Source organism: Chryseobacterium nakagawai (assembly GCF_900637665.1).
Classification (GTDB): Bacteria; Bacteroidota; Bacteroidia; order Flavobacteriales; family Weeksellaceae; genus Chryseobacterium; species Chryseobacterium nakagawai.
In genome coordinates this window covers 1,524,070-1,539,375 of record NZ_LR134386.1, presented here as the reverse complement: position 1 = coordinate 1,539,375, position 15,306 = coordinate 1,524,070, and the positions used below count along the sequence as shown (strand labels likewise).

The following is a 15,306-nucleotide window of genomic DNA, read 5'->3' as shown; positions in this document are numbered from 1 at the left end:
TTTTTTAATAAGTTCCAGTTTATCTTGTTGTGTAGCCACCATTGGCAAAGATTGTCTGCCCTGTAATCCACCATCCGTCAGTGACCAGAAATTCTACTAATGGAGCAATGTCCTTAATATTGGTAAGACCTCCCAGTGCTGATGCTGATTTGTGGTAAGCTACGGCATCATCTGTTTCCTGACCATAGAAGAAAGGAGTATCCATTGGACCAGGTGCTACAGCCGTTACAGAAATTCCTCTGGCTCCAAATTCTTTAGAAGCAGCCCTTGTAAAATGCTCTACCGGCGCTTTTGCGCCTGCATATGTGGAATAAAGCCCGGTATATGCAGCCAGTAATGAAGTCACAATGGTACAAATCTTACCGTGGTCATTTATTTTTTTACCAGCTTCCTGTAAAAAGAAATAGGCTGATTTTGAATTCACATTGAACATAGTATCATACTCTGCTTCCGTAGTTTCTGAAAACGGTTTTTTCAATACCATTCCTACCGTGTTAATCGCAATATCCACTCCGCCAAAACGGGAAATGGTTTCGTCAAAAAACTTTGCAATATTATCTACTTTAGTAAGGTCCCCCTGAAACAGAAATGCTTCAGCACCCAATGCCTGAACTTCAGCCAGTGTTTTTTCACTTTCAGCTCTTGAACTCTCACTGTTATAATGGATTGCCAGTTTCGCTCCTTTTGCTGCAAAATCTCTACTCAATAACCCGCCCAGGTTTTTACCTCCTCCGGCTATTAAAACAACTTTTCCGTTGACATCTTGTGTTGACATTATTTTTAATTTTTAATGGTTGATGAAACAAAGTTGGACAATATCATCGGTCTCAACATGGTGAAATTTTCGGGAATTCATCAAAATTTCAGATTGATTCAATTGAGAGCTTAAAAATCCTGTAAAATATTTAAAATTTATATAAACATATTTTTTCTCAATATCCTATTATCTGCCAGACAGATAGAGTTTGCATCCTGTTTTAGACATTAAACAAACGCTTAACTTTTCCTGATAAAGTGAGTTTTAGGCACAGCATTTGATACCTTCCCACCCGTATTAACACACACCATTTCATTTTTAATATATTTTTTTAAATCCTCAGCTTACTGAGGATTTTTTTGTGAAAATCACTCAATACTTCTTTATTCCTCTGTAAATAAGGAGATCCGGGCTGGTTTCTATAAAATCCATTTCTGATAATCAATCATTTAAAAACAGTTTTATTCATTTTATTGTTGTATATTTGCATATTATTAACCAAAGTCACTACTTTGTTTTCTGTAACGACTTAGAATATATATATTCAGTCTTTGCTTTTTGAGCAGCCATATTTTTAACTTTTATTCTTCTACCCAGAACAATACTTGTCGGAATTTTAAAGCTCTGTATGATTAGGGAAACCCTAGAACAGGAAACATCGACGGGCTTTAAGGTCTAAGGCAGACCAGAGTGAACAATACAATTTATAGAAACTAAATACTAAAAATAATTTATGGCAGATTCTTTTTCTAAAAAGGAAAATTTCAAGAAAAAAATTCAAAAGCAAAAAGAAAAGGCGCTAAGACGCGAAGAACGTAAAACGAACAACAACAAAGGAGCGGAGGACGTATTCATGTATGTAGATGAATTCGGAAGATTAACTTCTACTCCACCAGAACAAAGACAGGAAGTAAACCTTGATGATATTCAATTAGGGGCTGCTCCTATTATTGAGGAAGATCCAAGAAAAACAGGGATCGTTACCTTCCTTAGTGAAAAAGGATATGGTTTCATTACTGAAGATAATTCTAAAGAAAATATCTTCTTCCACAATAATAACTGTGTAGAACCGGTAAAGAAAGGAAACAAAGTTTCTTTTGAAAAGGAGAAATCTCCAAAAGGATTTTCTGCAGTTGAAATCCAGATTGTCAAATAAGATCAATACATACTGCATTATATTGCAGATATGTTTTTAAACCATACAAAAAAGAGACCGTCTTACAGACCGTCTCTTTTTTTATTAAAATTGAGCCTGCTTTAATGTTTTGCAGGAATTAGATTCTAACACAAACACATTGACAACCATCTGAAAATTCAGGATCACAGTATTCTATGCTGTAACATCTTAATTGTGTTTTAGGTCCACATTTCGGATAATCCATAATTCCACCCCCTTGTACTGCTTTTAGTTGCTCTCTTGATACTTTTTTCAAATTTTTCATAGTTAAATAGTTTTAATTAAGTTATAAATATAATAATATTCCAATAACAGAGAATTATTTATCAAAATCAAAAGAAGCTGCCTCGCACGGAGACAGCCTCTTTCTTCATCGTAAAATAAAAATGGTCGGTTTACAAAACCGAAAAAGTTATGGTTTTAAACTATAGGATTCCTAATTCAGTTTTCCTCCTAAAGCTTTAAACAGCAGAACATTATTTCTGGTATTCTGATGCTGAAACTGTAAAAGGTCCAGTTCTGCGGTCAATTTACTTTTCTGAGAATTAATCAGTTCAAAATAATTGGCATATCCTGTGAGATACAGATCATTTGAAACCTCAACACCCCTGTCAAGAAAACCAACCTCTTCAGATTTTAATTTTAAAACCTTCTCATAAATCCTGGTTTGTTTCAAAATAGACTGAAGTTCATTAAATGCGGTGGTAATACTTTTCTGATAATTTAAAAAGGCAATCTCCTGCTCCTTGCTGGCTACTTTAAATTCATATTTCAATTGGCCTTTATTAAAAACAGGAACCATTAATCCACCCAACAGCTGACCTGCCAATGAGCTTGGTTTGAAAAGCGTTTCCACAGAAAAAGAATTCATCCCGATTCCGGCTCCAAGGTCAATTTTCGGATAGAATGCAGCTCTTGCCGCCTTTGCATCTGCCTGGGAAGCCTCCAGTACATAATAATTAGCAGCCACATCCGGTCTCGAATGGATGACCGCTTCTACATTAATGGTTTTGTTTAAAACATCCATATTGGTTGGCATAAGCATTTTACCTCGCTTTACCTCTCCTCCATAACTTCCCGTCAAAGTGGTAATTGCCTGTTCAACAGTAACGATCTCCACTTTGATATGTTCGATTTCTGCCAGCCAGTTGTTATTCTGTGCTTTGAACTGTTGTACGGCAAGCTCGGTAGCTTTTCCCACTTCACGCTGTGCCAGGACAATTTCAAAAGCTCTCTGCTGAAGGTTATAATTCTTCTGATAAATGGCCAAACGGTTATCTAAAGTTACCAACTGATAATACAGGTTCGCAATATCTGTAAAAAGCTCTACCTGAAGTAATCGCAATCCTTCCGTAGAAGCCAGATATTTCTTCTGAGCAGCAATTTTTTTATTTTTCAGTTTACCCCAGGCATCAATTTCCCAGCTGCTCCTTGCTCCCAACCAATAATTAGGCGTAAAATCACGGTTGATTTTCTGCTCTTCTGTAATATTGGGGGAAAGATTGGTATCATAATTCCCCACGCCTTCCATGGTATATTTTCCATAGCGGTTTCCGCTAGCTTCCGCTCCTACTTCAAGAGATGGCAAAAGATCCATTTTTGATCTTTGCAGGAAACTGTTGGCGATTTCCACTCTTTGCTGTGCAATCTGAAAATCAGGATTGGCCTGCACCACTTTATTAAAAAGCTCTAATAAATGAGCATCCGTGAAATAAGCTTTCAGATCAAGCTGCTGAAACTCACCCGAATTGATAGTTTTAGCAGGTATTTCCGGCAGTGTCTGGGCCTTTTTGATATCAGCAACCTTTGGAACAGCACATGAAACTAAACTTAATGCAACTATTCCGCACAATATATGTCTATGATTTAATCTTTTCATCTTTCTTCTTATTTTCAAGTTTCGCAAAGAATATATATAGTCCCGGAATCACAACCAATCCGAAAATAGTTCCGATAAGCATTCCTCCTGCCGCAGCAGTACCAATGGAACGGTTACCGATTGCTCCAGCTCCAGATGCGATACACAACGGAATAAGCCCAGCCACAAAGGCAAAGGAAGTCATCAGGATAGGTCTCAGACGTTGTCTTGCTCCTTCAATTGCAGCTGGAACAATATCATATCCCTGCTTATTTCTGGCTACCGCAAATTCTACAATCAGAATGGCATTTTTAGCCAAAAGTCCGATCAGCATGACCAGCGCAACCTGTGCATAAATATTATTATCCAAGCCAGCCAGCACCAATGCAATATAGGATCCGAAGATTCCTGTCGGAAGACTTAATAATACAGGTAACGGAAGAAGGAAACTCTCATATTGGGCTGCTAACAAAAGATAGACGAACAACAGACAGATGAGGAATATATATACAGTTTGATTCCCTGATAAGATCTCTTCTCTCGTCATCCCCGACCATTCAATATCGAAACCTCTTGGAAGTACTTCTTTAGCTACACGTTCTACTGCTGCAATAGCGTCACCGGAACTGTAACCGTCTTTAGGTTCTCCATTAATCATAGCGGACATATACATATTATACCTTGTCAGTACTTCAGGACCATATACTTTTTCAATCGTGATAAATGTTGAAAAGGGAACCATTTCTCCTTTATCATTCTTCAGATATAAATTCAGGATACTTTCAGGAGTATCTCTGTGTTCCGGACTTGCCTGAACCATCACTTTATACATCTGACTGAAACGGATAAAATTGGTAGCATAGTAGGATCCCAACATGGTTTGTAAGGTTGACATTGCATTGTCTACAGATACACCCTTTTTCGCGGCCATATCATAATCCACATTGATCATGTATTGCGGGAAAGTGGCATCAAAACTGGTGAAATTGTTTTTCAGCTCAGGAGCTTCATTCAATTTTTTGACAAAATCTTTGGTGATTTTATCAGTATTTTCAATGGTTCCACCTGTTCTATCCAACAAACGCAATTCAAAACCACTGGTATTTCCAAATCCAGGAACAGTAGGTGGAGCAAAGATCTCAATCTGGGCATCAGCAATTCCTTTGGTCTTTTCTGAAAGTTCAGCAATCAGATCATTGACTGAAATAGATCTTTCTTTCCAATCTTTAAGGTTAATCATTGCCATTCCGTAAGATGAACCGGCAATTTCTGTTACAATGCTATATCCTGCCAAAGTTGTTACGTTTTCTACCCCTTTTATTTTCTTGGCAATAACCGTTACTTCATCCAATACCTTTTCTGTTCTTTCTACGGTGGCTCCCTGTGGAGTCGTTACACTTACATATACCATTCCCTGGTCTTCCATAGGAATAAATCCGGTTGGAAGGAATTTACTCGTTACAAAAGTTAACCCTATAAACAGGAATAACAACCCAAAAGTAACGGTAGTTCTTGTCGCAAATTTTGATAAAATCCCTACGTAGCCATTAGTCAATCTTTCAAAGCCTATGTTGAAACTTTGAAAAGCCCTATCAATAATTGTTTTCTTTTTATTGTGATCGTGAGGTTTCAAAATAATCGCACACAATGCCGGAGTAAGCGTTAACGCATTCACCCCTGAAATAACAATACTGATCGCCAGTGTTAATGAAAACTGACGGTAAAATACTCCTACCGGACCATCCAGAAACGCCACCGGAATAAATACGGCAGACATTACAATGGTGATCGCCACTACTGCTCCTGCAATTTCCTTGGTAGCACTGATGGTAGCATCCATGGCGTTCATCCCTTCTTCCATTTTTACATGGACGGCTTCCACGACGACAATGGCATTATCCACCACAATTCCAATGGCCAATACCAAAGCGAATAATGTCAACAGGTTTACTGAGAAATCCATCATATTCATAAAGGCAAAGGTTCCAATCAATGCTACCGGAACCGCCAATACAGGAATTAATGTAGAACGCCAGTCCTGAAGGAAAATAAATACTACAATTCCTACCAGAATAAAGGCTTCGATAAGGGTTGTTAATACTGCACTGATAGAAGCATCAAGGAATCTGGAAACATCGTAGGCCATATTAAATTCCATTCCGGGAGGAAATGAAGTGCCTTTTAATTCTTCCATTTTAGCTTTTACGCTTTCAATTACTTCTGATGCATTGGACCCTGGGCGCTGCTTCATCATAATGGATGCAGAAGGTCTTCCGTCTGTTTTGGAAACCATTCCGTAGTTCATTGCCCCGAATTCTACCTTAGCAATATCCTTAAGCTTTAAAATTGTTCCGTCTACATCGGATCTGATCGGAACTTCTTCGTATTGCTTAGGCTCAAAGAATTTCCCTTTATATTTGATTACATACTGAAGCTGACTGGAAGTTTTTCCTGAAGTTTCTCCTACTTTTCCGGGTGCTGCTGAAATATTCTGTTTTTGCAATGAAGTAATCACTTCATCAGCAGAAATATTATAGGCTGCCATCTTCTGCGGATCAAGCCATACCCTCATGGAATATTCTTTCTGTCCCATGATCTCTGCACGTCCTACTCCGTCAATACGTTTCAGTTCCTGAAGAACATTAATATCTGTAAAGTTGTAAATGAATTGCTCATCCTGACTAGGATCTGTACTCGTAATGTTGAGGTACATCAGCATACTGTTTACTTCTTTTTCAGTAGTTACCCCGGCACGAATTACCTCTTCAGGAAGCTCATCAAGGATGGTTGTTACCCTGTTCTGAACGTTTACTGCCGCCACATCAGGATCTGTTCCTACTTCAAAGAACACCTGGATCAGGGTAAGCCCATCATTGGACGTTACTGTTGACATATACGTCATCCCCGGAACTCCGTTGATGGCACGTTCCATTGGAAGAGCAACCGCATTAGCGGAAACTTCAGCATTAGCCCCTGTATATTTTGCTGTTACCGTTACTGAAGGTGGTACAATATCCGGAAACTGGGTAATCGGCATCTTTAATAAAGCCATAATTCCCAGCAATACAAATAATATGGAAATAACCAACGAAAGAACCTTTCGTCTTATAAACATCTCTACCATAATAAGTTGATTTAAAGATTATGAAAGGTTAATACTTCTTTTTGATTTTAATAATATCACCATCCTTTAAGGACTGAGTACCTTCATAAATGATTAAATCTCCTTTTTTAAGACCACTTTCCACCATATAAGAATCCCTCAGTGTGCTTCCGATCTTAATGTTTGTCATTTTCACCTTATTCTGTTTATCCACTACAAAAACATAGGTTTTATCCTGAATGGAGAATGTAGATTTCTGCGGAATCAAAATGGCATTATCCTGATTTTCGGAAATAATCAATTTTCCTGAAGTACCGTGCTTAATCAAGCGGTCAGGGTTTGGGAAAAGGACTTTATAACGAATAGATCCTGTAGTTCTGTCGATTTCTCCTTCCGCTGTCTTTAAGGCTCCGTTAAACTGATAATTTACACCGTTTGGCAGGGTTAATTCAATCTTTTGATGGTTTCCAATCTTGTCATTGGCCAAAAGCTCAAAATAAAGATTTTCCGGGATTGAAAAGTAAGCGTAGACCTCATTAAGCTGGGATAATGTTGTCAGTAAAGTTCCATTTTCCACCAAACTTCCATCTTTATGAGGAATCACATCTATTACTCCATCAAAAGGTGCCGTAATCCTAGTGAAACTGATCTTCTGAAGTACCGTTCTTTTTTCTGCATCAGCAAAAGCATGCTTAGCCTGTGCAGATGAAAGCTTAGCCTTTACCAGCTCGAGTTCATTATTAGCCACAAACTTTTTAGCATGAAGACTCTGAATCTGTTTCAGCTCCACTTCCGCAATACGGACATCTGCCTGAGTTTGTTTCAAAGCAGCATTAGCTTTTAAAAGTTCCATCTGTAATTCAGCATCATTGATTTTGAATAAAGGCTGTCCCTGATGAACAAATTGTCCTTCATTAACATAAATATGCTGAATAATTCCACCAATTCTGGAACGCATCTCCACATTTTTTTTAGCCTGAATATCCGTTACAAACTGATTGCTTACCAAGGTATCTTTTTCCTTGATTTCCAGTATAGGAACTTCTTTTTCTTTTTGGTTATTTTTTTTCTTGTCTTTATTGCATGACACTGCGAATAATATTGCAAAGCTGCAAATTATTACATTTTTAAAATACATTTCTGAATGTTTAGGTTATAAAATTTTCGTTAAAATAATTTGAAATTCAATAACTTAAACTAGTATAACTGGAGGAGATGGAGAAAAGACTTCACTCCACAGATAGTAGAAACTGCAATATCAGGAAGTCTGATTTTCGGGGCAACTTTTAAAGCTGCTGAAAAATCTCCAATTGCAGGATCATCTTTACGTAGGGAATGCTTTACAATTTTAGACGCTGCAGGTAATGCATGCGTATTCATATCTGCTTCTTCGTAAACATCCAGCAAATGGATATTGCTTACATGTGGAAGGTGAGGAATATTCTGTAATGATTTTTCTGCCCAATTCGAATTGAAAAGGGTAAAAACCAATATGATATAAAAATAGAAAAGTGACCTCAGACCTGCCATGTCAATCAGAATACTTAGTTTTTTAGTAAAAACAATAGTGCTGCAAAAATAAGAAATTTTGGTGGAGTTACTGTCTTTTAACTGTTAAAAAAACTTAAACAATGCTGATAAAACCACATTTTTTTTGATGATGGGTGAAGTTTTCTGGGGAAGGTAGCAAACCGTAAAGTCGTAAAAAAGATTCTTCTTTCATTACAATAACAAAGACGTCATTGATTTTCTTAATCTCGCAGATTGAGCTGATATGGCAAGTAATGAATCTATGAAAATGCGGGACCTCTGGGATCTGCGAGAAATCATATTGTGATTCTTCCTGCGTCAGAATTACAAACTATATACAATAACTGAACTCTTTAAAACAGTCTGCTTAAAACTCTGAACCGATAATCAAAGATATATTCCAGTTTCTTTTTCACAAATAAGGAATGGGCAATTTCGCCTAAGAATCCCATAGGAAGTTCATAATCTATAGAGTCTCTCATCATTACTCCTTCATCATTGGGGATAAACTCATGGTGATGATTCCATAATTTGTAGGGTCCCTTTCTTTGGAAGTCTATGAAACTTTTCTGAAAATCCACATGGGTAATTTCGGTCTGCCATTTCATCTTAATCCCAAATAATGGGGAAACATAGTAATCAATGAGCATTCCTGCATATATTTCATCATCTTTCATTTCTGTCAATACTGTAAATCCCATATCCTTCGGAGTAATTTCTGAAAGGTTATTGGCTGAGGAAAAAAATTTCCAAGCAGTTTCTATATCACAGTTTAATTGTTGTTCACGGAAAAGCTTATGTTTCATTTTACTTCGTCTTAATTATATATCTACATCATTGCAATAGTACGAAACAAGAACAAAGGTTTCATTCTTATTTATAATGCTGGAAGATCCCAAAATCTGATGGTGTCCAAAGAGCCGCTTTCTGCCCTGCAGCCTTCAATGCATTATTGCTCCAGGTATTACAGGTATAGAGGAAACTATAGGTTCCTTTCGCATCATAAAATGCATCATTATCACCATACACGGCATCGGTAGGGACCAACATAAATTTTCCATTCTGATCTCTATCGAATTTATCTTCTACAAATTTGATTAAATTTTGATACTGACTTCTGCTTATCATGATCATTTTACAATCTTCACCTTCTTTCATTGCATAATAATAAGTGCAATGCATAGCTGAATCGCTTAACCAAAAAGCTGCTTTTACCGCTGTTGACAGCTTCAGGTCAGCCCAGGTTGGAGTATCCAGATAAAAGCCTTTATCTCCCCATCCTATTCCAATATATTGATAATCTGTTTTTTTAGATTTTGTATCTGCAAAAGGAATCATCAGACTCCAATCTTTCAGGTCGTTTTTTACAGGCATTACAATATCGGTATGAACACCGTTGGTATAGATATAAATCGGAATATCCTTTTTTTCTCCATCATCTTTAGCTGAAACCGGAATGAATGGAATCAGTAATCCTAGAAGAACATAAACAATTACAATTCCCAAAATGATCCCTACGATTTTCAAAGTGTATATTAATATGGTTTTCAAAGTCATGTTTTTGAATAAAATTTAATATGTAATTTTTAGTAAAAGTATTTGTTTTAATCGAAAAAATGGCTATATTTAATTACGAAATATTCACAAATATGCGTAAAAATAGCAAATCACAAAAAAGATTTAAAGTAAGAGTAAAAACGGCTCCAAAAAGAATACAAAAAAAACGTTGATTTTCGGTGAGATCTAATCTCCTGAAGGTCAATTTTTCTTTTTAGGAAAGACTTTTTAGCCCGTTTATTCAGTTAAATCTAAACCTCTTTAGCTTTTAAAATCTAAGGGATGGTCGGTTGTCAGCTTTTATTTGGAACTTTAACAATTTCCAACACAGGAATCGTCACCAAATTGGTAAACAAAATTTAATCTGAAGACCGCTCTAAAAATTCAATATTTCTCTTCAAACCTGCGAATTTGGTTCTTTTCACGGGTGATTTTTTAAAGATCTCGGAGAAAATTTCCTGAGTAATTTCTTTCCATTCTCCTTTTTTGAAGTTCTTCAGGGCTTCATTGGGTTTGAATCTGCTCTGCTGATGAGGAGCTGCAAAACGATTCCAGGGACAAACATCCTGACAGATATCACAACCAAACATCCAGTCTTCCATTTTATTTTTGAAATGATCCGGAATGTCATTTTTCAATTCTATAGTAGCATAGGAAATGCATTTGCTTCCATCAATAATTTTTTCAGAAACAATGGCATCTGTAGGACAAGCATCAATACATTTTCTGCAAGTTCCGCAATGATCTGTGGTTTCATGATCTGCTATAAGTTCCAGATCACAAATGATCTCAGCCAGGAAATAGAAAGATCCGTTTTGTTTGGTAATCAGATTCGCATTTTTCCCTACCCAGCCAATTCCTGATTTTCTGGCCCAGCTTCTCTCCAATACCGGTGCCGAATCTACAAAGACTCTGAATCCGAATTCTCCGATTTCTTCTTGCAGTTCAGCCACCATTTCACGAAGAATCTCTTTAATAACTTCATGATAATCTTCAGCGTAGGCGTATTTTGATATTTTAAAGTTCTCCAGCATGGAGATTTTTTCTTCAGGAAAATAATTATAAGAAAGTGAAATAACGGATTTAGAACCTTCTACCAGCAATCGTGGATCGAGCCTTTTATCGAAATGATTTTCCATATATTTCATTTCCCCATTACAGTTGTTTTTCAACCATTTTTCAAGGTGTCCGGCGTCTTCTTCAAGAAAATCTGCTTTAGATATGCCACAACCCTGAAAGCCAAAACGTTTAGCCTTGGTTTTTATCAGCTCGGAATATTTTTCAGCACCAGCGTTCATTAATTTCACACTGCAAAATTAAGATTATTTTATCAATCTTTAGTTTTGTCCGTCTTCATCACTTTCTTCTGAATACAACGTCCTTTCTTAAATTTATAGTTTCATTAAGATTTTTTTCAAAAAAAAAATACGTAATTTCGTCTATAATTTAATGTTTAAAACAAACAACTATGTCTTTAATAGAAGTAATACAATCTGGAAACTATGAATTGATCGACGTTCGTGAGCCTATGGAGCTTGAAATGGACGGAAATATAGATGGTGCCAAAAATATTCCACTGGGCGAAGTAGAAGACAGACAGGACGAGATCCTTTCTATTGAAAAGCCGGTAATTTTATTCTGCAGAAGTGGAAACAGAAGCGGAAAAGCATTGGAATACCTAAGCGCTCAAGGATTAAAGGACGGTTATAACGGCGGAGGCTGGGCTGAGCTGAAAGCTGTTCTTGAAGCAAACAGAGGAACTTTTTAAAAGTTCCTTTTTTTATACCTATTCACCATGAATCTAAAAGATCAATTTGAACAGCTTTGTTTACTTTTCACTGAAGACCCAGACTTAATCAGCAACTTATGGAAAGAGATTGAAACTCAATACGCTGAAAAAAACAGGCATTATCACAATCTTGTTCATCTTGAAAATATGTTCAGGGAACTTGGCAGTGTAAAAAGTGATCTTTCTGATTTCAATGGAGTTTCTTTTTCTCTCTTCTATCATGATATTATCTATAATGCTACCTCTAAATCTAATGAGGAAAAAAGTGCTCTGAAAGCCACGGAAAGACTTTCCGAACTTGGTTTACATCAAAATAATATAGAAATTATTTCTGACCAGATCCTGGCTACCCAATTTCATGAGAAATCAGAAAATAAAGACACCAATTATCTTTTAGATGCTGACCTTTCCATCCTTGGGAAAGATTTTGAAGTCTATATGGAGTATACCCGTAAAATACGAAAAGAGTATTCTATTTATCCTGATCTTCTTTATAAACCAGGGAGAAAAAAAGTGCTTACCCATTTTCTGGAACTCGATAGTATTTTTAAGACAGATTATTTTAAGGAAAAGTATGAGATACAGGCAAGATCAAATATTGCTGCTGAAATCCAATTATTATAGTTTTTAGAAACAAAAAGAGATGCAAATTTGCATCTCTTCACACATTCAGATCAAACAAAATATTTAATGATTTGCATCATTAATTTTCTCAACCACTAAATCTTATTTTCAAAAATAGAAAATATTATATCCCTTAGAAGAGATATTTATTGCGTATTTGTTGTAATTTTCAGGCTGGAGAGGTACTGAGATATTAGTTAATGTCATTCATTCTTTGAATTGAATATTAAAAAATTATTTAAGCTTGTTTTAGAAATAAAGAAATAATTTAATTCGTCTCAAATTAAATTTTACAATAAGGAGGATCTTTACGAAAAACATGCATACATATTGTACAAATCAAAGCCGATATGCAGATTTGTAATACATAAAATCTATTTCCCTTTAGTTTATAAAAAGAAAAGCTATCTCAAATTGAGATAGCTTAATGTATTTATTTTACTAAATTTATTTAGGGCTAAGAGTTATTCCTGATAAATTCTATAGCTTTTTCCAATACCAGCTCCGGAGCTTCTTTGTGTGGCGTATGTCCAATACCCGGAATAATGTATTCCTCAGCACTCCCACTTACCTGGGTAACGGTCTTATCAACCTGATCCAAAGTTCCATATTCATCATTTTCTCCCTGAATGAACAGAAGCGGGCAGGTGATATCTTTCAAAAGATATTCGATATTCCAGGATCTGTAATCAGCACGGGTCCATGTTTCTGTCCAGGCTTTGAATAACATGTCTACTTTATCACCATGGTATTTCTGCAGACGTTCAGGTAAATTTGTGGTCTTATAAGCTTCCCAGGCATCATAAACGCCTTTTAAGGTTACTTCTTCTACAAAGATATGTCCGGCTTCACAAATTACAGCTCCTACCCTTTCCGGATATTTTGCTGCAGTAATTAAAGCAATTGTTCCTCCATCGCTGTGTCCGAATAAAATTGAATTGTTGATATTAAGCTCTACTAAAAGGTCGTTTAATAGATCAGCTTCCAATTCCATATAATTTACTGGTCTTATATGAGTAGGCATTGGATAAGATTTCCCATATCCTAGACGGTCATAGACAAGAACATTACAATGGGTTTCTTCTGAAAGCCTGGCGGGTAAATCCCTCCAAAGTTGTACAGATCCCAACGAGTCATGTAAAAAAACAAGAGTGGGTTTATTTTCAAATGAATTATTATATTCTATGTAAAGGGCTTTATCTCCAATATTTACTATTTTATTCTCAACCATTTTCTTTAAGGCTTTAAAAATTGAAACTCCAAAAACAACAACGATTTAAATCCGAACAAAAATACCAAATACTAAAATAAATACGAAATTTAAAAAGTAAATATGTAAAAAATCCCATTATAAAAACATAAAACCAGACAATATTCAAAAATGAATTTATTTTTATATTTTTATAGGAAAAAGTCCACATGGAAAAATTAGGGAAACAGGAATTGGAACTATTAAGAGTTCTTCAGAAAAGTTCAAGATTCGACATTACAGATCTTACAGAGAAACTTAATATGTCCCGGACATCCATATATGACAAAATAAAAAAGCTGGAAAACGAAGGATATATCACTAATTATGTTGCATTAATTGATCCTAAGAAAGTAGGATTAAATTTTACAGTAATCATAACGGTATCTCTTAACAGCCAGCAAATAGAATATGTGGAAGAATTTTCAAAGAAAATAGCAACTCTTGATGAAGTGGTAGAAGCATATGTGACAGGAGGTATCTTTGACTACATATTAAAAGTCATTGTACAAAGTCCTGAAGCTTTCAGTGATTTTATTGCTACGAAATTATCTGTTATTCCCCATATTAGTAAAATAAAAAGCTCATTTGTGATGAGCAATATCAAGCAATCCACTGAACTTCATTTCTAATAAAAAAAGAATCCTTGTAAGGATTCTTTTATATTATAGTGTTGGCATTTTAATCTCATCAAATTCTTTTAACAGATGATTGAAAACCGTTTCCACCGGAAGAATATCATCAATCAAAGCGGAAACCTGCCCTATTTCAAGTTCACCGTCTTCCATGTCACCTTCAAACATTCCTCTTTTTGCTCTTGCTCTTCCTAATGAAGCAACTAATGCCTCTTTATTTCTTCCCGCCTGGTAAATATCTTCCAGTTCATTGAAGAATTTATTTTTAACCATTCTTACCGGAGCTAATTCTTTCAGCGTAAGATGGGTATCTCCTTCCTGAAGTTCTGTAATTTTTTTTTTCCAATTCTCATGAGCACTTGCCTCTGTAGTAGCAGCGAAACGGGAACCAATCTGTACTCCGTCTGCCCCGAGAATCATTGCTGCTTTCATTTGGGAGCCTAAAGCAATTCCTCCAGCTGCAATTAATGGCTTTGAGATATGTTTTTTTACGTTAGGAATAAGGCAGAATGTGGTAGTTTCATCTCTTCCGTTGTGTCCTCCGGCTTCAAAACCTTCAGCAACTATTGCATCTACTCCGGCATCTTCACATTTTACTGCAAATTTGGTAGAAGATACTACGTGAGCGACTTTGATGCCTTCTTTTTGTAAAGTTTCTGTATAAGTTTTGGGATTTCCTGCTGACGTAAAAACAATCTTCACTCCTTCTTCAAGAATAATTTGAATAATTTCTTCGATATTGGGATACAGCATTGGAACATTTACTCCAAAAGGTTTATTGGTAGCCTGTTTACATTTCTGGATATTTTCTCTGAGGATATCAGGATACATACTTCCTGCTCCAATTAATCCTAATCCTCCACAGTTGGAAACTGCTGATGCCAGCTTCCATCCGGAATGCCAGATCATTCCTGCCTGTATAATCGGATATTTGATATTAAAAAGTTCTGAAATTCTATTTTGACTGGCCTGCATATCATGTAGCTTTTTTGCCGCGTTGAAATCTATAAAATTGCCCATGCTGTAA

Annotated in this window: 15 protein-coding genes; 4 read left to right on the top strand and 11 right to left on the bottom strand. The window is 36.1% G+C overall.

Annotation, left to right across the window (positions count from 1 at the left end; genetic code table 11):
- Window positions 1-19: 19 nt before the first annotated feature.
- Window positions 20-775 carry an SDR family oxidoreductase gene (locus tag EL260_RS07000; RefSeq protein ID WP_123859524.1) on the bottom strand — a complete coding sequence of 252 codons (756 nt, stop codon included), beginning with the start codon at window positions 773-775 and terminating at the stop codon, window positions 20-22.
- A 715-nt stretch (window positions 776-1,490) separates the two neighbouring features.
- Between EL260_RS07000 and EL260_RS06995 the strand changes: the two genes are divergently transcribed.
- The gene (locus EL260_RS06995) at window positions 1,491-1,913 is read left to right on the top strand and encodes a cold shock domain-containing protein (protein WP_047420468.1); all 423 of its coding nucleotides are present in this window, start codon (window positions 1,491-1,493) and stop codon (window positions 1,911-1,913) included.
- Between the two features lie 118 nt (window positions 1,914-2,031).
- Here the strand turns inward: EL260_RS06995 and EL260_RS25490 are convergent, their stop codons facing one another.
- The 8 genes from EL260_RS25490 to queG form a co-directional block, all read right to left on the bottom strand.
- Window positions 2,032-2,199 (bottom strand): bacteriocin-like protein, encoded by a 168-nt coding sequence (locus tag EL260_RS25490; protein WP_449506070.1) that lies wholly within the window; start codon window positions 2,197-2,199, stop codon window positions 2,032-2,034.
- A gap of 171 nt (window positions 2,200-2,370) precedes the next feature.
- A complete protein-coding gene (locus EL260_RS06990) occupies window positions 2,371-3,813 on the bottom strand; it encodes a TolC family protein (RefSeq protein ID WP_123859523.1) in 1,443 nt (480 codons plus the stop codon).
- A complete protein-coding gene (locus EL260_RS06985) occupies window positions 3,794-6,916 on the bottom strand; it encodes an efflux RND transporter permease subunit (RefSeq protein WP_123859522.1) in 3,123 nt (1,040 codons plus the stop codon). The genes EL260_RS06990 and EL260_RS06985 overlap by 20 nt, the downstream gene beginning before the upstream one ends.
- 28 nt (window positions 6,917-6,944) lie before the next feature.
- The gene (locus tag EL260_RS06980) at window positions 6,945-7,985 is read right to left on the bottom strand and encodes an efflux RND transporter periplasmic adaptor subunit (protein WP_228445346.1); all 1,041 of its coding nucleotides are present in this window, start codon (window positions 7,983-7,985) and stop codon (window positions 6,945-6,947) included.
- Window positions 7,986-8,092: 107 nt separating this feature from the next.
- Window positions 8,093-8,425, bottom strand: a complete 333-nt coding sequence (locus EL260_RS06975; protein ID WP_123859520.1) for a hypothetical protein — start codon at window positions 8,423-8,425, stop codon at window positions 8,093-8,095.
- 353 nt (window positions 8,426-8,778) lie between these two features.
- Window positions 8,779-9,231 carry an SRPBCC family protein gene (locus EL260_RS06970; RefSeq protein ID WP_123859519.1) on the bottom strand — a complete coding sequence of 151 codons (453 nt, stop codon included), beginning with the start codon at window positions 9,229-9,231 and terminating at the stop codon, window positions 8,779-8,781.
- 67 nt (window positions 9,232-9,298) lie between these two features.
- Window positions 9,299-9,982: a TIGR02117 family protein gene (locus EL260_RS06965; RefSeq protein ID WP_123859518.1), complete on the bottom strand. Its 684-nt coding sequence runs from the start codon at window positions 9,980-9,982 to the stop codon at window positions 9,299-9,301.
- A 359-nt stretch (window positions 9,983-10,341) separates the two neighbouring features.
- Entirely contained in the window at window positions 10,342-11,280 is a 939-nt protein-coding gene (queG, locus tag EL260_RS06960; RefSeq protein WP_123860670.1) for a tRNA epoxyqueuosine(34) reductase QueG, read from the bottom strand.
- A gap of 170 nt (window positions 11,281-11,450) precedes the next feature.
- Here queG and EL260_RS06955 point away from each other — a divergent pair, with 170 nt between their 5' ends.
- A complete protein-coding gene (locus EL260_RS06955; RefSeq protein WP_123859517.1) occupies window positions 11,451-11,750 on the top strand; it encodes a rhodanese-like domain-containing protein in 300 nt (99 codons plus the stop codon).
- Window positions 11,751-11,777: 27 nt separating this feature from the next.
- On the top strand, window positions 11,778-12,395 hold the full coding sequence (locus tag EL260_RS06950) for an HD domain-containing protein (protein ID WP_123859516.1): 618 nt from the start codon (window positions 11,778-11,780) through the stop codon (window positions 12,393-12,395).
- A gap of 457 nt (window positions 12,396-12,852) precedes the next feature.
- Here the strand turns inward: EL260_RS06950 and EL260_RS06945 are convergent, their stop codons facing one another.
- Window positions 12,853-13,626 carry an alpha/beta fold hydrolase gene (locus tag EL260_RS06945; RefSeq protein ID WP_123859515.1) on the bottom strand — a complete coding sequence of 258 codons (774 nt, stop codon included), beginning with the start codon at window positions 13,624-13,626 and terminating at the stop codon, window positions 12,853-12,855.
- Window positions 13,627-13,814: 188 nt separating this feature from the next.
- Between EL260_RS06945 and EL260_RS06940 the strand changes: the two genes are divergently transcribed.
- Window positions 13,815-14,276, top strand: coding sequence for an Lrp/AsnC family transcriptional regulator (locus EL260_RS06940; RefSeq protein ID WP_123859514.1), 462 nt, complete (start codon window positions 13,815-13,817; stop codon window positions 14,274-14,276).
- A gap of 33 nt (window positions 14,277-14,309) precedes the next feature.
- Here the strand turns inward: EL260_RS06940 and EL260_RS06935 are convergent, their stop codons facing one another.
- Window positions 14,310-15,299 (bottom strand): NAD(P)H-dependent flavin oxidoreductase, encoded by a 990-nt coding sequence (locus EL260_RS06935; protein ID WP_228412857.1) that lies wholly within the window; start codon window positions 15,297-15,299, stop codon window positions 14,310-14,312.
- Between the last annotated feature and the right edge of the window lie 7 nt (window positions 15,300-15,306).